The organism is Pseudomonas sp. NFX1 (assembly GCF_051123555.1).
GTDB lineage: Bacteria > Pseudomonadota > Gammaproteobacteria > Pseudomonadales > Pseudomonadaceae > Aquipseudomonas > Aquipseudomonas capeferrum.
Genome location: NZ_CP169366.1, coordinates 2,243,449 through 2,264,013, shown reverse-complemented (window position 1 = coordinate 2,264,013; position 20,565 = coordinate 2,243,449). Strand labels below are relative to the sequence as shown.

Below are 20,565 nucleotides of genomic sequence, written 5' to 3'. Positions count from 1 at the left end.
GTGTGCTCCGCGATCAGTGCTGCGCGCTGTGTGGGTGGGCGTGGTCGTGGCCATGCGCGTGGTTGCCGTGCAGGTACTGCTGCAGGCTGGCGCTGCCCAGGTGCACGGCCTCGAACAGGCTGTCCAGGTGCTCGCGGGAGTTGACCAGGCCCTTGGCGCGCAGGGTGCCGGCCTGGTCGATCAACACGGCGTAGGGCAGCTTGCCGATCTGGTAGGTCATGCCGATCTCGGGGCCGACCACGTAGGTGGCCTGCTGCAAATCGTTGGCTTCGATCAGCGCTTGCTGTTCGGCGAAATCACCGTCGCTGACATAGATCACGTCCAGCGCGCCGCTGTTGTCCTTGGCGATCGACTTGACCGCCGGCAGCAGCGATTTGCACACCGGGCAGCCAGGGGCAAGGAAGAACAGCAACTGCGAACGCTCGCCGTGGTAGCCGATGTTCACCGGGCGGCCGTGGCGGTCGGCGGCGGTCACCTGTGGGGCGGGGTCGTTGACGGTTACGCCTTTGTCCACCATCAGCGCCCCGGCCGGGGCGATACGGCCATGCAGCACGCCGATCTGGCGCACCAGGGCCATGACCGTGAAGGCCACTGCAATCAGCAGCAGCCAGAGCAGAATGTTCGATGCGATGAGCAGTTGCATGGGTTATCTCCCCGTCAATTTGGCAAGACGCGGCTGGTTGGCCAGCAGGCCATCCACCGCGACATGAAGCAGCAGCGCCACGGCACTTGCCGCGATCACCACGAAAATATCCAGGCCACCGAGTGCGCGCTCTGCCATGGGCAATGCCGCCAGGCCGGCCAGCACGGCGATCACCAGGTTGCGCAGCAACAACACCGGGCGCAGGGGCTGGGTGGCGCCGGGGCCTGAACAGCCGCAATCGATGTCGCGGCGCCCGCGCCAGAGGTTGACGCCGATGGCGCCGGCATACAGCGCCATCAGCAGGGCTACCCCCAGCGCTGCGCTGGCGCGCCAGGCGGGCAATAGCAGGGCCAGCGCCAGGGCCAGCTCAGCCAGCGCCAGGCTTGCCGTGGCGGCGGGGGCCAGGGGCGAGGGCAGCACCTGGTAGGCGCGCACGATGGCGCTGAAGGCGCGCCGGTCGCGCAGCTTGTGGCTGGCGGCGCTGGCCAGCAGCGCCGCCAGGGCTGTGCTGCTGGCAATCACGAGGACAGGGTCGAGCATGGTCGGGTCTCCTGTTTACCAAGGGGCGAAGGTAAGCACTGGTGTGTCGGCGATCTGGTCCATGGCACCGCTGTGCTTGCCTGTGGTCAGGTCGAAGAACTGCACGCCGCCTTCCAGGTCGGTGGCCACCAGGATGGGCGCCTGGTCATGGCTCGCCTGCAGGCTCCAGACCGGCTTGGGTGAGTCGAGGGTGCCGAGTTTTTTGCCGGTCTTCAGGTCGAAGGCCCAGATGGTGGTACTCGGGTCTTCCCATTTGCCATCGGTGTGCTGGTCATGCATCAGCGCATACAAGCGGTTCAGGCCCGGCGCCAGGGCCAGGGCTTGCCAGCCACCCGGTGCCCAGCCTTGCTGGCGCTCCTGGTCACTGACCAGCGACCAGGTGGGCTGCGGCTTGGCCTTGCCCCCTTCGAAGCTCACCGGGTACACCTCGCCGTGGGTGGTGGTGAAGTAGTAGGTGTCGCCATTGGCGATGGCGCGCTCGTTCAGGCGGACCTTGTTCGGGTCGAAGAAGGGCGTCTGGGTGCGCGAGACCTCTTTGCCTTCGTCATCCAGCGTCACCACCAATAGCTGGCCGTCACCGCACAGCGAGGCGAAGCTGCGTTTGCCGACCGGGTAGTTGAGCACGCAGCCGCTGATGGCGACTTCGCTGGCGACCTTGTGCGTCTGGGTATTGACCACGGTCACCGAGGTCGACGGCGTGAGGTTGAAGACGTAAGCCAGCTTGCTGTCGGCGCTGACGCCCATGGCGTACTTCTCAGTGAGCGTCGAGGCGCGCTTGGTGGGCAGCACCACTTCCCATTGCGGGCGCAAGGTCTGGGTGTCCCAGGCCACCAGCACGTCGGTGCGCTCGCCGTAGGTGCCGCGCGAGTAGAACAGGTTGGCCGAGTACAGGGTGCGGTTGTCCGGGCTCAGCGCGGTGGGGGCGACAAAGGCGTTGGTGGTCATGCCGAGCATGCGTTTGGCCTTGGGGTCGACCACCACTACCTTGCCGGCGATGGGGTTCTTGAAGTCCACATCGAGGATGTACACACGGTGTGGGTCCGGCGGGAACGGCAGGCTGTTCTGGCCGATCTCTTCGGCGGGCAGGTCGGCCCGCACCGCGCTTGTGCTCGCGGCCAGGGCCAAGGCCAAGGCTGCCGAGATGCTAAGCCTGTCTACGCGACGCATTGGCTATCTCCGATGTTGTTATGGGTTATGCAGAAATCGCAGTGATCGCAGTGTGCCGCCTGGGCCGCGGTGGTGATTTGGCCAGCGTGACATTCTCTTGAGGCTCCCTGACAAAACGCCCTTCGGGGCTGGCAGGCGGGTGGGCAAGGGCCTGAAGATCGGCCCGCACCTACTTTTTCGCTGCCCTCCAGGAGTCATCTCATGAGCGATATCCAGCTGTTACCTGCCGTGGTCGAGTTCCTTGCCAGGCCCCACGGCCACTTCATCGATGGCCAGTACCAGGCGGGTGAAGCGGGGCCTTCGGTCGACATTCATGACCCGTCGAGCGGCGCCGTCATCAGCGGTGTCGCCGAGGCCAGCGAGGCGGAAGTGGCGCGTGCGGTGCTCAGCGCTCGGCAAGCCTTCAAGGGCAGTTGGGCGCAGGTTTCGCCTTATCAGAAAGGCGTGGTGCTCAACCGCCTGGCCGACCTGATCGAGGCCAATACCGAGGAGCTGGCACAGCTGGAGACCCTGTGCTCGGGCAAGTCGATCAACCTCTCGCGCGGGCTGGAGATCGCCCAAAGTGTAGTCTTCCTGCGTTACTTCGCGGGGTGGGCAAGCAAGATCACCGGCCAGACCATGACCCCGTCGCTGCCGTCATTCGGCGGCGAGCGCTATACCGCCTTCACCTTGCGCGAGCCGGTGGGTGTGGTGGCAGGGATCGTGCCGTGGAATTTTTCGGTGATGATCGGCATCTGGAAAATCGCCTCGGCCTTGGTGACCGGTTGCACCATTGTGGTCAAACCCAGCGAATTCACGCCACTGACGCTGCTGCGCATCGCTGAGCTAGCGGTGGAAGCGGGGGTCCCGGCGGGCGCGTTCAACGTGGTCAACGGTCGCGGGCAGGCGGGCCAGTGGTTGATCGAGCACCCGCAGGTGGCCAAGGTGGCATTCACCGGGTCGGTGCCAACCGGTATCGCCGTGGGCAAGGCCGCAATGGCGGCCAACCTGACCCGCGCCACGCTGGAGCTGGGTGGCAAGAACCCGGCAGCGTTGCTGGCCGATGTGGATGTGGACAGCGCTGTGGCGGGCATTCTGCAAACGGCCTTTGTGCACCAGGGCCAGGTGTGTGCGTCACCGGAGCGGGTGTATGTGCACCGCAGCAAGGTCGAGGCCTTCACCCGCAAGCTGGGGGAGGCACTGGGGCAGTTGAAGATAGGTTCGGCGCTGGACCCCGAGGCCCAGTTCGGCCCCCTGGCCAATGCTGCGCACCTTGAGAAAATTCTTGGCTTCTTTACGCGTGCGCGTGCCAGCAATACGGTGATCTGCGGGGCGAGGGCGCTCGATCGGCCGGGCTATTTCGTCGAGCCCACGGTGGTGCTGGCGAACGATGCCAACGACCCGTTGCTGCACGAGGAAACCTTCGGCCCGATCGTCTGTGTGCTGCCGTTCGATGACGAGGAGCAGCTGCTGGCGTTGATGAACGACAGCCCCTATGGCTTGACCGCGAGCCTGTGGACCAACGACCTGTCCAAGGCGCTGCGGTTGATTCCGCAGATCGAGGCGGGCACGGTCTGGGTCAACATGCACACCTTCCTCGACCCTGCGGTGCCGTTTGGTGGGACCAAGGCATCGGGGGTCGGGCGCGAGTTTGGCAGTGCGTTCATCGAGGATTACACCGAGCTCAAGTCGGTGATGATCAGGTATTGATCAAGGGTCAGGGATGATTGCGCAGCCGCCTCCAAATCTTCAAACACCAAAGAACCGTGCAGCAAAATTTTGTGATCCACTTCACAAAATCCAGGTGAGCGGCATAATGCCACTACCTCTGTACAAGACCCCGCCGCGCAACTGCCGGGGTTCCTTTTCGTACCCGTCGAAGGTTCAGGTTAATTTCATGTCGCTAGTCGCAAGCCCCGACATCATGTACCGGTTTTTGATCCAGAGCGTGGTGGACTATGCCATCTACCTGCTCACCCCCGAAGGCATCGTCGCCAACTGGAACCCCGGCGCCCAGCGGGCCAAGGGGTACCATGCCGACGAGATCGTCGGCCAGCACTATTCGGTGTTCTACAACGATGCCGAACGGGCTGCCGGGCTGCCCGAATACAACCTTGAACAGGCGCGTTGCACGGGGCGTTTCGAAGAGGTCGGCTCGCGCCTGCGCAAAGATGGCTCGGCGTTCCATGCACATGTGGTGATTGACGCGGTGCACGACGATGACGGCCGCCTGGTGGGGTTCGCCAAGGTCACCCGTGACATCTCCGAACGCCACCACCAGGAGCTGGAGCTGCTCAAGGCCAAGGAACTGGCCGAGCAGTACAGCCAGGAAATGGCCAAGCTTTCGCAGTTTCTCGACTCGGTGATTGCCAACATCCCCGCCAGTGTCATCGTTCAGGACCTGGAGAGCCAGCGCATCCTGTTGGCCAACCAGCAGGCCGAGCGCCTGTTCGGTGGGCCAGGCACGCGCATGATCGGGCAACGGCCCGCCGACAGCCTGGCGCCGGCCGCTGCCGAGTACCTGGAGCAGCAGCTCGCCCGGGGCGCGCGCAGCAGCAAAGGCTACGCTGCCGAGACCCGGGTCGACACCCTGCGTGGCCCACGCACCCTGCGCAGCCGTACGCTGCTCAGCCAGAACCGCGAGGGCCAGGCCGACTACGTGCTGTTCGTGGCCGAAGATGCCACCGAAGAGTTGGCCGCCCATGCGCAGATCCACCATATGGCACACCACGACGCCCTCACCGGGTTGCCCAACCGCACGCTGTTCCATGAGCGCCTGCGCCAAGCCTTGGTGCGCGGTGACGAGAACGCCAAGCTGACCGCAGCCCTGTGCCTGGACCTGGACAACTTCAAGAACATCAACGATTCACTCGGCCATGCGTTCGGCGACAAGCTGCTGCGTGCCCTGGGCAAGCGCCTGCGGCGCGAACTGCGCGAGCACGACACCCTGGCCCGCCTGGGCGGTGACGAGTTTGCCGTGGTGCTCACCGGCCTGGATGGCCGCGATGCCGCGTGCAACACCGCCCAGCGCCTCATCAACGCGATCTGCCCGCCGTTTCAGATCGAGGGGCACCAGTTCACCGTGGGTGTGAGTATCGGTGTGGCCATCGCCCCGGACGACAACGACCAGGCAGAGCAACTGCTCGGCTATGCCGACATGGCCTTGTACGAGGCCAAGCGCAATGGCCGCAACCGCTACGAGTGCTTCAACGTCGAGTTGGACGTCGCCGCCCGCCAGCGCCGCCTGGTCGAAACCGACCTGCGCACGGCGTTGCACCTGGGCCAACTGGAGCTGCATTACCAGCCAGTGGTCGACCAGCAGACCAGCAGCGTGACGGGCTACGAGGCGCTGCTGCGCTGGGAGCACCCGACTCGCGGCATGGTCATGCCCATGGACTTCATCCCCATCGCCGAAGAGACCGGGCTGATCCATGAACTGGGCATCCGCGCGTTGAACCTGGCCTGCCAGGAGGCGGCCAGCTGGGACAGCGAGCAGACGGTGTCGGTCAACCTGTCACCGGTGCAGTTCAAGAATGCCAACCTGGTCGACACCGTGGCCTTGGCCCTGGCCGACTCGGGGTTGCCGGCGCGGCGCCTGGAGCTGGAGATCACGGAGTCGGTGTTGCTGGGCAACAGTGAAGAAAATGTGCGCACCCTGCGGGCACTGAAAGACCTGGGCGTGTCCATTTCGCTGGATGACTTCGGCACGGGTTATTCGTCGCTGGGGTATCTGCGCTCGTTCCCGTTCGACCGAATCAAGATCGACAAGTCGTTCGTGCATGACATGTGCGACAGCCGTGAGGCGATGTCGATCATTCGGGCCATTACCGATTTGTCCAACAGCTTGATGATCAAGACCACGGCCGAGGGCGTGGAGTCGCAAGAGCAGATGCGGCGGCTGGCAGCGGAGGGCTGCTCGCATTTTCAGGGGTATCTGTACGGGCGCCCGGCGCCGGCGAGCGAGCGCTTGAAAGAGGTGGTAGTGATTGCGGACTAGCTGAAGCCCGGGGCGCTTTTGCGCCCCGGCTTCACTGGGTTCAGAAGCTGTACTTGAAGCTGGTCATCACATTGCGCGGCGTACCATAAACCCCGTACAAGCCCGATTGGCTGTAGTACTCGCGATCGAACACGTTGTTCAGGTTCACCGACGTACTCAAGTGCTGGTTGATGTCATAGCGCGCCATGAGGTTGGTGACCGCATAGCTGCCCTGGCTGAAGGTGTGCAGGTCGGCGCCGACCTTGCTCTGCCAGTTCACCCCACCGCCGATGGTGATCTTGTCCAGCGGCCCATGCAGCCGGTAGCTGGTGAAGGTCTTGAAGCTGTTGCGCGGCAGGTTGGTGTTGATGCGCTGGTCGTCGGCATCGGTGGTGACCGAGTAGGCGTAACCGGCCGACGCTTGCCAGCCTTCGGCCAGCTCCCCGTTCAGCTCCAGCTCGATGCCCTTGGAGGTGGTGTCCTGTTCGGCGCTGTAGACGTTGTCGTGTTGCCAGATGGCCAGGTTGTCCTGCTCCAGCTTGAACACCGCGAGGCTGGAGTTGAGCTTGCCATCCAGGTGAGTGCCCTTGATGCCGATCTCGTAGCCTACGCCTTCCATGGGGTCGAGCGGTTTGTTGCTCTCGTCGGTGACCCACGACCCTTGCGGGTTGAAGATCTTGGTGTAGCTGGCGTACAGCGACCAGGTGTCGTCCAGGTCGTAGACCACGCCAGCATAGGGGATGAAGACGCCGTTTTCCTCACGATTCACTTCGGTTTCCTCACCGCCATAAGGCCGGTCCGAGGTGTCGCGTTTCCAGTTGATCAGGCGGCTGCCGAGGATCAGGCTGAGGTCGTCGGTGACGCTGAAACGCGAGGTCAGGTACGCCGCATACTGGTCTTCGTCGATCGACGACTTGCCACTTTCGACGAAGGCCGGCTTGGCCGACTTGCCATCCCAGTTGAACAGGTTGTCGATGGCCCCAGCGGGCGAGCCGGCGTAGTCATAGCGCCAGCCGCCCCAGCTCGGGGTGTTTTCCCGGTACTGGGACAGGGTCATGCCGGTGATCAGTTCGTGCTCGCGGCCGAACAGGCTGAACGGCCCGGTAGCGTACAGGTCGAGGTTGTCCTGGCGCGGCGTGCCCGAGAAGCGCACCGGCAACTGCGACAGGCCGCTGCCATCCGGGTTCAGCTCACCCATGGCAAAGTTGAACAGTTCGTCGAACTTGTTCTCGGCATGGGTGAGCTCGATCTTGCCGCTCCAACCGTTGCCCAGTTGCTGTTCGATGGAGGTGAAGAAGCTGGTCTGCTCGTGGTCGTTGTAGGACCAGTCCGGCGCGGCGTTGAGCGAACGTTTGAGGTTGGTGCGCTCACCGGTCGAGAAGCGTGTGGGCAGGCCGGAGCGCAGGGGCGAGTCGATGTCGCTGCGCAGGTAGCTGAAGCCCACCGTCAGCAAGGTGTCTTCGCTGAGGTCGAATTCGGTAATGCCATACATCAGCTGCGACTGCTGGTTGTAGCGGTCGATCCAGGCTTTTTCGGTTTTGTAGTCGGCGACGAAGCGCCCGCGAATGTTGCCGGTTTCGGTCAGCGGCCCGGACACGTCGAAACCTGTGCCGTAGCGGTCCCAGTTACCGGCCTCGCCGGTGATGCTGGCCTGGGCCTCGGCAGTCGGGCGTTTACGGATGAGGTTGATCGTCGCCGAAGGGTTGCCCATGCCGCTGATCAGGCCGGTGGCGCCGCGCACGATTTCGACACGGTCGAACATCGCCATGCTTTGCGAGTAGTTGTCCAGGCGGGTGCTGGTCGGAACGCCGTCGACCTCGTAGTTCTGAATGGCAAAGCCGCGCGACCAGTACGAGTCGCTTTCCGAGCCAAGGCCATCGCGCACCACGGTGATGCCTGGGGTGGCTTCCAGTGCGTCGGTGAGGTTGGTCAGGCGTTGGTCGTCCAGGCGCTGGCGGGTCATCACCGTGAGCGATTGTGGCGTCTCGCGTGGGGTGAGGTTGAGGCGCGTCGAGCTGCTCGACGAGTAGGTGGTGTAGAGCCCGGTGCCTTCTGTGGTCGAGCCTGGCGCCTTGCCAGAAATGGACACCGCGCTCAGCTCCAGGGCGCCTGTGCTGGCACTGGCTTGCAGCGAGTAGCTGCCGTTGGCGCCGCGGCTGGCCTCAAGCCCTGTGCCGGCGAGCAGTATCACCAGGCCCTGGTCGATGTCGAAGCGGCCAGCAAGCCCGGAAGTGCTGCGGCCCTCGGTCAATGCGGTGGGGTAGGACAGCAGAATGTGCGCACTCTGGCCGAAGCGGGCCAATGCCGGCGCCAGGGGGCCTGCGGGGATGTCGAAGTCTGCCTGCGCCTGTGCGGCGGCCGTGGCCCAGGCGGGCATCAGCAGCAGCGGGGCGCTTGCGCCCATGTAAGCGATGCCCTGGACCACGGCGCCGGCGAGTTTCTGCGAGACTGAGCGTTGCCAGCCCTGGCGTTTGCGTGCGGTGCGATTCACAAGTGTTCCCCCATTGATTTGAAGTGCTGAGGGTTAAGTCTCGTGAGACGCGAAATCGGACCACCCCTGCGCAATTTTTTTTGCGTCAGGCCATGCGCGGCTTGAATGTCACCCAGTAGCGGGTGAAATGCTGCACCTCCAACTGCAAGGTATCCGCCACGGCAGCAATGATCTTGTCGGTGTTTTCCAGCGGGAACGTGCCGGATACACGCAGGCCGGCCAAGGCCGGGTCGCAGGCCAGGTGCCCGCGGCGATAGCGGCCCAGGTCTTCGATAAACGCAGCCAGGGGCTGGCCTTGAGCAACCAGCATGCCGTGGCTCCAGGCGGGGGCGACAGCGGCCACGGCCTGCCGCGCCAGCAAACCCTGCTGGTTGAAACTGGCCTGTTCACCGGCGCCCAGCAGGATGGGCGGGTGGGCATGCAGGGCAGGTTGCAGCGCCACGCTGCCCTGATACACGGTGGCCTGGGTGTGTTGGGCGTGCAGCCGCACATTGAACTGCGCCAGCGTCGACTCAAGGCGGCCGTGCTCGGTGTCCACCCACAGCGGGCGGCTATCGGCGAGGGCGGGGCGGATGATCAGCATCTCGCCGCGCAGCAGCCTCAGGCGGCGTGCCTGCTGGTCGAATGCCACATTGAGGGCGCTGTCGGTGTTCAGCTGTACCTGGGTGCCATCGGCCAGGGTCAGGCGCCGCTGCTCGCCGATGCGGCTGTGGTAATCGGCGCGCCAGTCTTGTACCAGCGCGGCGTCCTTCAGGTACCAGGCCCCTGCGCCTGCGGCCATCAGCAGCGACAGCTGCTTGAGCGCAGTGCGCCGCGACTGCTGCGGCCGCAGCGCCGCATGGGCCAAGGGGCGCTGGCCTGGGCTGCGCATTTCGCGCAGGCGTTGGGCAAACACTTGGGTCCGTTGCCAGGCATGTTCATGCAGCGGGTGCGCCTGGCGCCAGCTCATGCAGGCGGCCAGGGTGGCGGCACTGACGGCCGGCTCTTGCAGTTCGAGGTGCCAGTGCATGGCCTGCTCAGCCACCTCGCCCGGGATCGACGTTGCGCCCTGGCCGTTCATGGCAGGTCCAGGCTGTGGTCGAGCATGATGCACAGTGCACCTGCCTTGATGATGTAGCGCTTGACCGTGGTGATCGACACAGCCAGCCGTTGCGCGATTTCGGCGTGCCCCAGGCCATCCACCTGCGACAACAGGAACGCCTCGCGCACCGGGCGCTCCAGGCCATCGAGGGCCGCGTCGAGGGCGATCAGGGTTTCCAGCAGGATCGCCTGGGTCTCCAGGCTTGGCACCACCGGCTCAGGCAGCGTCGCCAGCGCCTCAAGGTAGGCGCGTTCGAGCTTTTGCCGCCGGTAGTGGTTGCACAACACGCTCTGCGCCACCTTGGCCAGAAAGGTACGCGGCGCATGCAGTTGCGGCACCTGCTCCTTGTTCAACAGCCGGATGAAGGTGTCTTGGGCCAGGTCCGCTGCGCTTTGCGAGCAATTCAGGCGCTGCCTGAGCCAGCGCGTCAACCAGCTGTGCTGCTGGCGGTAGAGCAGCGCGACATCGCACAAAAGGGGATCAGGGGAAGGGAGCATGGTGTGCGGCCGCCAGGTGAGTCATTGCTGCAAAAGATAATGCTTATCATATATACATGCCTGGCGGCCCTGCAACACGCGCGCGCGACAAATGCCGCGACGGCAACTGGTCCGATATAAAACTGCGCCGAGCCTGGAAGGCGCACACTCGTCTTAGCTCAGGACTTCTGAGCATTGAGAGGTGCGTATGACCACTGGCAAGCGCTTCACAGATGTCGATGCCACAGGTGTCGAACCTGGGCAAGACGAAGACTGGCCAACCGGGAAAGATGAAGACGATAGCGAGGACGTCAAGCGTTCTCGACCCGAAGATCGCGATGACTACCTCGATGAGTCGCCCAGGGAAAGCGAAAAAGGTTCAGGTCGTCCCGACCCCTCCAGAGCCTCGGCGGCTGAGCGCTACAGCTATCAGCCACAGCAGAAGATAAGGCCATAGGCTAATGCTGCTCACTTAGGGCTGCTTCGCAGCCCATCGCGGCACAAGGCCTACACAACGACCGCGCAAGCCAACATGCACAGGCCTCACGCGGATACTATAGGCGGCCTCGGCGATCTTGAGTGAACAGCATTGGGCCGTAGGCCTGTTATCCGTGACCCGTAGCTAAAGGGTGGGGCGTGCTGGTGGCAGATAGGGGAGCAGGCGCTCGGTCTCTTTCCTGACCACGGCGTAGCATTCGCAACTGAGCTGTTCCAGGTGCGCCCTGTCGAGCACCCTGATGTGCCCTCGATTGTATTCGATCACCCCCAGCCGCTGGAGTTTGCCAGCGGCATCGGTCACCCCCTCGCGACGTACGCCCAGCATGTTGGCGATCAGCTCCTGGGTCATGCACAGCCGGTCACCCGACAGCCGATCCAGCGACAGCAGCAGCCAGCGGCACAGTTGCTGGTCGATGGAGTGATGCCGGTTGCACACCGCTGTCTGCGCCATCTGGGTAATCAGCGCCTGGGTGTAGCGCAGCATCAGCATCATCAGCTCGCCATGGCGGTTGAACTCGTCCTTCAGGCGCTGCCCGGGCAGGCGGTAGGCATGCCCAGCGCTTTGCACGATCGCCCGGCTGGGGGTGCTCTCGCCGCCCATGAACACGGCGATGCCGACCAACCCTTCATTGCCCACCACCGAGATTTCCGCTGAGGCGCCGTTCTCCATCACATACAGCAGCGAGACGATTGCATCGGTTGGAAAGTAGACATGGCGCAGGGTATCGCCGGACTCGTAGAGCGCCTTGCCGAGCGGCAGGTTGCTGCGTTCCAGGTGCGGTTGCAGGCGGCCGAACGTTTCTGCCGAAAGCGCGGCCAACAAGTGATTGTGCAGGGGGCTGGACGTAGGGGGCATTGCTTGGCACCGTCGGGGGCTGCGGCTGAAGCAACAAGGTTAGCCCAGCGCGCAGGTGCTGCCGTGCGGCAGGCCTCAATGGGTGGGCAAGGCTGACGGCTGGTACTCGGCGATCACCTGGTGCAACACGCCATCATCCTTGAGTGGCAGCACCGCTTGGGCCAGTTGCTGGCCGTCGAGGGTCAGGGTCAGTTCGGTGTCAGCGCCGTTGCGCACTTCTATGCGGTACGGGGTGCTGCCAAAACGGTAGTGCAGGGTTACACCTGGCCAGTCCGCTGGCAGCAGCGGCTCGATCCGCAGGGTGTCACCGCAGCGTTGCAGGCCCAGCAGGCTTTCCACGATCAGCCGGTACATCCAGCCCGCCGAGCCTGTGTACCAGCTCCAGCCACCGCGCCCGGCATGGGGGGCGACGGCATAGACATCGGCGGCCATCACATAGGGTTCGACCTTGTAGGTTTCGATCAGCCCGCTAGCACCCTGGCGCACCGGGTTGATCAAGCGCAGCAGTTCCCAGGCCTTGGCGGCATCGCCCAGGCGGGCATAGGCCATGCTTGCCCAGATGGCCGCGTGGGTGTACTGGCCGCCATTTTCGCGCACGCCGGGCAGGTAGCCCTTGATGTAGCCGGGGTCCAGGTCGCCGTGGTCGAAGGGTGGGTCGAGCAGTGTGACGATACCGATGTCGCGGCGCACCAGGTGCTTGTCCAGCGCCGCCATGGCGGCCTGCGCGCGCGCCGGCGGGGCAACCCCGGAAAGCACCGCCCAGCTCTGCGCCACGGAGTCGATGCGGCACTCCTGGTTGCTTGCCGAGCCGAGTAGCTGGCCGTTGTCGAACCAGGCGCGGCGGTACCAGTCACCGTCCCAGGCATGCTGCTCCAGGTGCTCGACCAGGGTGGCGGCCTGCCGGCTGCACTGCAGGGCGAAGGCGCTGTCGCCATGGCGCAGGGCAACGCTGGCGAATGCCCGCAACACCTCGTGGCCGAAGAACCCCAGCCACACGCTTTCGCCAAGGCCTTGTTCACCGACGCGGTTCATGCCGTCATTCCAGTCCCCGCTGCCCATCAACGGCAGGCCGTGGGCGCCATACTGCAGGGCACGCCCGAGGGCGCGCTGGCAATGCTGGTACAGGCTCTCGACCAGGTTCGCCTGGGTGGGCAGGTCATAATAGGACTCTTCACCCGCGTTCAGCGCACGCCCCTCCAGGTAGCCGACCGGCTCGTCGAGCACCGCGCGGTCACCGGTCAGCGCCACGTAGCGGCTGGTTGCCAGTGGCAGCCACAGCAGGTCATCCGAGCAGCGGGTGCGTACACCCCGTTGCAGGGGTGGGTGCCACCAGTGCTGCACATCGCCTTCGGCATACTGGTGAGCGGCGCAGTCGAGCAGGTGCTGGCGCGCCAGGGCCGGGGCGGCGTGGAGCATGGCCATGCTGTCTTGCAACTGGTCGCGAAAGCCGATGGCGCCGCCAGACTGGTAGTAACCGCTGCGCGCCCAGAAGCGGCAGGCAATCACCTGGTACAGCAGCCAGCCGTTGGCCAGCACGTCCAGCGACGGCTCCGGGGTTTCGATCTGCACGCTGCCCAAGGTCTGGCGCCAGTAGGCCCGCACCGTCTCCAGCGCATCCATGGCCGCGCGCAGCCCGCGGTATTGCTGTACACAGCGGCTGGCAGCTTCGGCGTTGGGTCCGGCACCCAGGCGAAACACCACCTCTCGGCGTTCACCAGGCTGCAGCAGCACGCTGACCTGCACCGCCGCGCACGGGTCCAGCCTCGCGCCCGTGCGCCCCGACAAGCGTGCCTGGCGCATCCCGGCCGGTGCCTGGCAATCGCCATTGCGCCCAAGGAACTCGCTGCGGTCGCAGGTAATACCGTAAAAGGGCAGGTCGCAATCGACAAACCCCACATGCCTGGAAAACCCCTCGGCATAGCTATTGCGGGCAAACAAGGCGCCGCTGACCGGATCGATCTCGCTGACCACATGCAGGGCCGACTTGCTGCGCAGGTCACCCAGCACCCACTCGACGTAGCAGGTCAGCGACAACCGCCGCGGCTGCGCCGAGCGGTTGTGCAGCTTGAGCCGGCTGAACTTGATTGGTGCATCCAGCGCGACATGTACCCATAACTCACTGTCCAGGCCGTCGTCGGTGTATTCGAAGACGCTGTAGCCAAAGCCATGGCGGGTGCGATAGCGGCCAGGGCCGGGGCACGGCATCGGCGTGGGTGACCAGTACTGGCCGCTGTCCTCGTCACGCAGGTAGAGGGTTTCGCCGCTGGGGTCGCAGACCGGGTCGTTGTGCCAGGGTGTCAGCCGGTACTCGTGCGCGTTCTCGTACCAGGTATAGGCACTGCCGGCCTCCGACAGCACGCTGCCAAACTGCGGGTTGGCGAGGATATTGGCCCAGGGCGCCGGGGGGGGCTGAGCCTGGTCGTGGTGGATGACGTATTCCTGGCCGTCGCTGCTGTACCCCCCGTAGCGGTTGGCAAGCATCAGCGCGGGTGCGGGGGCCGGCGCGGGGCTATCGGCTTTCGCCTGCGGGGCTGCCGGGGCTGGCTCGAACGCGGCGGGTGCGGGCGGTGTGCGGCGGTGGTGCAGTTGTTCGGCGAGGGTGCCAAGGCTGTCACTGAGCACCAGCCGCGCTACCGAAAGGGCCAGGGTGCGGTCTTCTGCCGACAGCTGCTGTGCGGGGCGCACAAAGATGCCCCCGGGGCGGTCGAGCAGCGCAGCCTCGCTGCCGGAGGTGACGATGCCCATGATCAGATCCTGCAATTGCTGGCGGTAACCGGCCTGGTCTTCGTTCCAGATCACCAGGTCCAGCGCCAGGCCCTTCTGTCGCCAATAGGCATGGGCAAGCACCATCTGCTTGACCAGGTTGATGTTGGCCGGGTCGCTGATCTGCACCAGCACGATCGGCAGGTCCCCCGACAGCCCTTGGCCCCACAGGCCTGACTGGCTGCGCCGGTTGTCGGCCAGCAGGACGCCGCTGGGCCGTAGCGCCGCATTGGGGTAGATCACCGAAGCGGCCATCTGCTCGAACAGGCTGGCATCGCTGAGCGAGCCGTTGAGCTGGCGCAACTGCACCTGGCTGTGTGGCCAGGCGAGGTCGAACACCCGGTCGGCCAGGTGCCGGTCGCGGTACTTGGCGATCTGCTGCAGGCAGGCGTCGCGGCTGTCGGACACCCCTGTGACCAGGTCGACCGTGGCTTTCTGGCCGGGTGCCAGGCTGATACGGCAGCGGATCGCCACGATCGGGTCAAGCACCGCCCCGGCGCTGTCGGACAAGGCCTCTGTCTGCGCGTCCAGGGCCGCCGGGGCGACCAGCGTGCGGCCGCGCCCTATGAAGCGGGCGCGGTCGGTTTCGTAGGACACGGCATCGATGTCGGCGCCATGCACCGCGAGCACATGGCACATCCACGGCACGGCGTCCTGCTGCGAGCGCGGCCGCCGGGAACAGATGATGGCCTGCAGCGGGCGGACCAGTTCGGTCTGCACGAACAGCTTGCTGAACGCCGGGTGCAGCGCATCGGCAAGGGCGGGTGCCAGCACCACCTCGGCGTAGCTGGTCAGCTCCAGGGTGCGCTGTTGGTCACCATGGTTGGTCAGGTGCAGGCGCCGCAGTTCGATGTCGTCCTCAGGGGAAACGGCTATTTCGGTGTGGCAGTCGAAGTCGCCTTCACGGATGCGGAACTCGGCGCGGCCATCACTGAAGATCGCCTCCTGGTTCTTGCCGCGATGCCGCGTCGGTTGGTAGGTGGTTGACCAGAACGCTGCGCTGGCGACGTCACGCAGGTAACAGAAGCTGCCCAGGGCGTCGCAGCTGGCGTCCTCGCGCCACCGTGTCAGCGCCATCGCGTCGCGCTTGCTGTAGCCACTGCCGACATGGTTGACCATGACGTGGTAGCGGCCGTTGGACAGCAACTGCACGGCGGGGTGACGCCGATTCGGCTCGCTGAACACCCGCAAGCGTGTCTCGCCGGTTTGGCCCGCAGCGTCCACGGCCGGGGCCTGCAGGGTGTGCAGGTAGGGCGCGGCCGTTTTCGGTACGCGCTCCTGTAACAGCAGCATGCTTGCCTGGAACTGCGGGTCTGAGGCGAAGCGTCGTTGCATGGGTTTGTCCAGCAGCAGGGAGGTCAGGGCCAGCAAGCTCATGCCCTGGTGGTGGGCCATGAACGAGCGGATCACCACGGCCTGCTGGCCGGGGGGCAGCCGTGACTCGCTGTAGTCAATGGCCTCGTACAACCCGAAGCGGCCGGCCAGCCCCAGCGTGCACAGGCGTTGCAGGTTTCGGCAGGCGGCGCCTGGCGCCACCAGCAGGGCGAGTGCACTGGCGTAGGGGGCGACCACCCGTTCTTCACCCAGGCCGCGCTTGAGGCCCAGGCCCGGTACGCCAAAGGCCCGATATTGGTAGTTCAGGTGAGCGTCCAGGGCGTTGTAGGCCGACTCTGAAACGCCCCAGGGGATGCCCAGCACGTTGCCGTGGTCGATCTGCCGCTCGACGGCGGCCTGGCAGGTCTGGTCGAGCAGGGTGCCTTCGTAGCTCGGCATCACCAGCAGCGGCATCAGGTATTCGAACATCGAACCCGACCAGGACAACAGCACCGGCACCCCGGCATTGCTGGTCAGCAGCCGGCCCAGGGCGAACCAGCTGGCCTGGGGCACCTGGCCCTGGGCGATGACCACGAAGTTGGTCAGGCGCATCTCCGATGCCAGCAAGTCATAGAAGGCTGAATCGAGGCGATGTTCATCGGCGTTGTAACCGATGGCGAACAGGTCACGCTGGTTGTCGTAGAGGAAGGTGAAGTCCATGTCGGCCATGGCGGCGATGCGCAGCGCCAGGCTTTGCGACTGGGCGATGCGCTGGCGGGCCAGCGTGCGTATGTCGGCCACGGCCGGGCGTTCGGCGGTGGGCCACTGCTCTGGCAGCAGTTCGGCCAGCTGGCGCCAGCTCAATGGCGCCTGAAGCGTGGGGTCGTCGTTGCCAGGTGGCAACTGGAAGGCCTGCACTTCGCCGCCCAGGTCCAGGCATTGCTGGTGCAGCGCCTGCAACCAGAACAGGCAGTCGTCGGTCTCGCCCGCGCGTGGCGCATACTGCTGGATCAGCCCCTGTAGCTGTTCGGCGAGCTGTTCCAGCAGCGAGGCGGGCAGCGGGCCTGGCTGTTCATGGGCTTGCCAGAGCTGTTTGCCCAGGGCCTGGAGCGGGTCGTCGGCACGGCCCGCGGTGGTGAACGCTTCGCGCAGGATGTCCAGCGTGTCCAGCAGGCCCTGGCTCAGGCGGCGGTCCAGCACAGGGGTATCGGCCATCGCCAGCAGCCCTGGCCGCAGCGTCAGCAGCAGGGCGGCCAGGTTGCCGCTGTCCACCGCAGAGATGTAGAGCGGGTGCAATGGTGTTCGGGTCTGGGTGTCGTACCAGTTGTAGAAGTGCCCCTTGTAGCGCTCCAGCTGGCCCATGCTGTCGAGCATCTGGGTCAGGCGCTGGAACAGTCGGGCGGCAGTCAGGTAGCCGAAATCATGGGCTGCCAGGTGCGAAAGCAGGGCCATGCCGATATTGGTCGGCGACGTGCGGTGGGCGATGCTGGGGAAAGGCGGTTCCTGCAGGTTGTCAGGTGGCAGCCAGTTTTCATCAGGCCCGACATGCCGGTCGAAGAACGCCCAGTTGCGCCGGGCCAGCCGATGCAGAAACCGCAGCTCCTGTGCCTGCGGCGCGAACGCGCTGCGCCCCCGCGTGCGGCTGAGCCACCAGGCCAGGGCCGGGCCAAGCAGCCACAGGGCAAGGATGGGGGCGGCCAGCAACAGCTCACTCGGGCGCATCGCCAATGCCCCCACCAGCAACAGCACCAGCCCGGGTTGTACCCATTGTTCGCGATAGAACGCTTGCAGGGTATCGGCACTGGTGCGTTCGTCATCCCGCGAGGGGTTCCACTGCAGCAGCCGGCGTTTGCTCACGGCCAGGCGCCACAGCGTGCGGCAAATCGCATCCAGGCTGTAGAGGGTCTCGAACGGCAACCAGGCCAGCGACAACCCAGCCCGCACGAAATAGATACCTGAGGTGTGCAGGGCCGCCAGCAGGTGCTCGGCCAGCGGCACATCGGTGGTCTTGCGCAGCAGTTCGAGCAGCGAATCGAGCACAGGGCGGGTCAGCAGCAGGCCCAGCAGCGCGAGCGTCCACAGCAGCGGCGAGGCGCTGGCCAGCCAGCCCCACAGCAGCGCGCTCAGCAGGGCGGCCGGCTCCAGGCTGCGGCGCAGGTTGTCGACGATCTTCCACCGCGACAGCGCGCTCAGCCCGCTCTGGCCTTGCACCCCGGTGCGTAGCCACGGCAGCAGCCAGGGCAGCAGTTGCCAATCGCCCCGTATCCAGCGGTGGCGGCGCTTCACATCGGCGCTGTAGCGTGCCGGGTAGGCCTCGAACAACTGCACGTCACTGAGCAGACCGGCATGGGCGTAGCAGCCCTCGATCAAGTCGTGGCTCAGTACTCGGTTGTCGGCAAAGCGCCCCTCCAGCGCGCGTTCGAAGGCATCCACCGCGTAGATGCCTTTACCAATGAACGAGCCACTGAGGAACAGGTCCTGGTACACATCCGACACGGCCAGGGTGTAGGGGTCGACCCCGGCATCGCTGCCGAACAGCCGCGCGTAGGTTGAGCGCGACACGCTGGGCAGGCTGATGCCCACCCGTGGTTGCAGGATCGCGTAGCCTGACTGCAGGCGACCGCTCGTGGCATCGAAACGTGCGCGGTTCAGCGGGTGCTGCATGGCGCCGACGAACTGCTGCGCCACATCGCGCGGCAACTGGGTGTCGGTGTCCAGGGTGATGACATAGCGCACCCGGTCCAGCGCGCGCAGGTCGCCGACGATGCGCATGAAGCGCTCGGCGCCGCGCCCACGCAGCAGGGCATTGAGCTCAGCCAGCTTGCCGCGCTTGCGCTCACGGCCCATCCAACAGCGCTCGGTGGCGTTCCACTCCCTGGGGCGATGCAGCAGGAAGAAGCGCTCGGCGCCGCTCGGGTACTTCGCGTTCAATGCGCGAATACCGTCGCTGGCAAGGTCGAGCAGGGCCATGTCGTCGGGTCGGGTCTGCTCGGGGGCATCCATGAAGTCAGTCAACAGGGCGAAATGCAGGTGCTCGTCACGGTTGGCCAGAAAGCGCACCTCAAGGCCTTCGACCAGTTCCTCGACGTCGCCGGCAGCGCCCAGCATGCTGGGCACCACGACCAGGGTACGGGCCTCGACGGGAATCCCTTCGGTGTAGTCCAGCCGGGGCAGGAACGCAGGCTTCACGGTCAGCGTCACCAGCCAGTTGACCAGGCCGAGGGCGAGCCGGCTGGTGGTCAGCAGCACCGGCAACGCCATGGCCGCTGCCACCCAGGTGGGCCAGCCTTCGGCGGCAATGCCGGCCACGAAGCCCCAGGCCAGCAGGCACGACAGCAGCGCCGCCGGCACCAGGTAGAAGGCCAGCGGCGCCCGGTGCAACAGGCGCTGCCAGCGCTCGGCAAGCGCCACCCGCGCAGCAAGCTGCCGTTCGAGCAGCAGCAGGCCATCGCCAGCCAGGTAATAACCGACGTGCGCTGCCTGCTCGCGTGGTTGTGCGTGTGTGGCCAGCGCCAGCTCGATAGCCGTGCGCGCCACCTGTTCTTCACTGAAGGCGCTATGCCGTGCCAGCTGTTCGACGATGTGCCGATAGTGATCGCGGCTGGCGAAGTCCATGGCGGCATACACCGCTGCCGGGTCTTGGCCGAGGATGTGTTCGACGTGGCTCAGGTGTTCGACGAACAGCCGCCAGTCAATGGTCGACAGCAGGCGCAGGCTGCCGATGCTGTTGCTGATCGACACCTGATCGATGGCTTGCTGCTGCGCATCAAGCTGCACATGGCGCTCGATACTCAAGGCCGACTCGCTGAGCAACTGCTCGATCCAGGCCAGCGGTTGGGTCAGCGTGCTGCTGTGGCCCTGTAGTCGCCTGGCCAGTTCGGCGACGAAGGCGGTGGTCATGGGTGGGTCCGAGCGGGCCATGTCGGCCACCACCAGCACCACGCTCTTGGCATCCCGTTCGGCGGTTTCGCCAAGCTTGTCGGCCCAGTCATTGGCCAGGTCGCGGTCTGCCAGGCTGGCCATGACCCGGGCGGCGACGCGGCGCAGGTTTTCGATCAGCGCCAGCCTGAGCATGATCGGGATCGCCCACAGCTCGCCGAGGGTCAGCGTGGCGGTGTGCTGATAGGCCTCGACGAAATGGCTGAGGCTCTCGGCATCGACCCGGCCATCGCCGTGGCAGATGGTTTCCAGGGCAATGTCATAGACCCGCGGCAAGCCGCTCGAAGCGCCGGTGTCCAGGCGTGGCAGTTGCAGGCTGTAGTCGGCCGGCAGGTGGCGTTTGGCAATGCGGATATGGCTTTCGACCAAGTAGAAGTTGTCGAGCAGCCACTGCGCCGCAGGCAAGGTCGGGCGCGCGTCGGGCAGCGCGCTGGCGAGGGCCGAACAGCTGGCGTAGAGCATGCGTTCGTTGTCGGCCAGGCGGTCGAGCAGCGAGTCGTCGGCCGGCAGTTTGCTCAAGCGGTGCTGGCTGGCCAGCCAGCTGCCATGGTCGGCCAGTTGCTGGGCGCTGTAGAGCTCCGAGCGCAGCAGGCTTTCGTAGGTGAACGTGTGGCGCGGCGCACGCCAGCGCCGGGCACGGTTGGCCAGGCGTTGCACGTAGGTGAGTGCGCGAAGCCAAGGGTTGTCCATGGTGAGTCGGGTGCCGTGAGCTGACCGGTCAGGTGGGCAGTGTGCGCCGGCCAGGCCGTGCCGGTCTGTTCGGTAGCGTACAGACCCGCCTCATTCCGGTGCGTGAGCCCCGGCAATATGCCGCCCGGCCACGTAGCCGAAGGTCAGCGCCG

The 20,565-nt window shown here is 65.5% G+C and carries 11 protein-coding genes; 3 read left to right on the top strand and 8 right to left on the bottom strand.

What is annotated here, in order from left to right; all coding sequences use genetic code 11:
• Window positions 1-13: 13 nt before the first annotated feature.
• Genes mauD through DJ563_RS09830 form a run of 3 tightly spaced genes read right to left on the bottom strand, consistent with a single transcriptional unit; the run spans window position 14 to window position 2,350 of the window.
• A complete protein-coding gene (mauD, locus tag DJ563_RS09840; protein ID WP_434519398.1) occupies window positions 14-643 on the bottom strand; it encodes a methylamine dehydrogenase accessory protein MauD in 630 nt (209 codons plus the stop codon).
• Between the two features lie 3 nt (window positions 644-646).
• The gene (locus tag DJ563_RS09835) at window positions 647-1,183 is read right to left on the bottom strand and encodes a MauE/DoxX family redox-associated membrane protein (protein WP_047583774.1); all 537 of its coding nucleotides are present in this window, start codon (window positions 1,181-1,183) and stop codon (window positions 647-649) included.
• A gap of 15 nt (window positions 1,184-1,198) precedes the next feature.
• Complete coding sequence (locus DJ563_RS09830) at window positions 1,199-2,350, bottom strand: amine dehydrogenase large subunit (protein ID WP_186666466.1); 1,152 nt, start codon at window positions 2,348-2,350, stop codon at window positions 1,199-1,201.
• A gap of 201 nt (window positions 2,351-2,551) precedes the next feature.
• Between DJ563_RS09830 and DJ563_RS09825 the strand changes: the two genes are divergently transcribed.
• On the top strand, window positions 2,552-4,039 hold the full coding sequence (locus DJ563_RS09825) for an aldehyde dehydrogenase family protein (protein WP_274100599.1): 1,488 nt from the start codon (window positions 2,552-2,554) through the stop codon (window positions 4,037-4,039).
• 187 nt (window positions 4,040-4,226) lie between these two features.
• Entirely contained in the window at window positions 4,227-6,326 is a 2,100-nt protein-coding gene (locus DJ563_RS09820; RefSeq protein WP_434519397.1) for a putative bifunctional diguanylate cyclase/phosphodiesterase, read from the top strand.
• Between the two features lie 40 nt (window positions 6,327-6,366).
• On the opposite strand, the gene DJ563_RS09815 is transcribed toward DJ563_RS09820, so the two are convergent.
• The 3 genes from DJ563_RS09815 to DJ563_RS09805 form a co-directional block, all read right to left on the bottom strand.
• Entirely contained in the window at window positions 6,367-8,709 is a 2,343-nt protein-coding gene (locus DJ563_RS09815) for a TonB-dependent siderophore receptor (protein ID WP_434519714.1), read from the bottom strand.
• A gap of 172 nt (window positions 8,710-8,881) precedes the next feature.
• Window positions 8,882-9,856: a FecR domain-containing protein gene (locus DJ563_RS09810; protein WP_434519396.1), complete on the bottom strand. Its 975-nt coding sequence runs from the start codon at window positions 9,854-9,856 to the stop codon at window positions 8,882-8,884.
• Window positions 9,853-10,374: a sigma-70 family RNA polymerase sigma factor gene (locus DJ563_RS09805; protein ID WP_274100649.1), complete on the bottom strand. Its 522-nt coding sequence runs from the start codon at window positions 10,372-10,374 to the stop codon at window positions 9,853-9,855. The genes DJ563_RS09810 and DJ563_RS09805 overlap by 4 nt, the downstream gene beginning before the upstream one ends.
• A 187-nt stretch (window positions 10,375-10,561) precedes the next feature.
• Between DJ563_RS09805 and DJ563_RS09800 the strand changes: the two genes are divergently transcribed.
• Window positions 10,562-10,810, top strand: coding sequence for a hypothetical protein (locus tag DJ563_RS09800; RefSeq protein WP_033698701.1), 249 nt, complete (start codon window positions 10,562-10,564; stop codon window positions 10,808-10,810).
• 165 nt (window positions 10,811-10,975) lie between these two features.
• Here DJ563_RS09800 and DJ563_RS09795 read toward each other — a convergent pair whose 3' ends face one another.
• Together DJ563_RS09795 and DJ563_RS09790 are read right to left on the bottom strand one after the other, a co-directional pair.
• Window positions 10,976-11,707: a Crp/Fnr family transcriptional regulator gene (locus DJ563_RS09795; protein WP_434519395.1), complete on the bottom strand. Its 732-nt coding sequence runs from the start codon at window positions 11,705-11,707 to the stop codon at window positions 10,976-10,978.
• A 75-nt stretch (window positions 11,708-11,782) separates the two neighbouring features.
• On the bottom strand, window positions 11,783-20,413 hold the full coding sequence (locus tag DJ563_RS09790; protein ID WP_434519394.1) for a GH36-type glycosyl hydrolase domain-containing protein: 8,631 nt from the start codon (window positions 20,411-20,413) through the stop codon (window positions 11,783-11,785).
• Window positions 20,414-20,565: the final 152 nt, after the last annotated feature.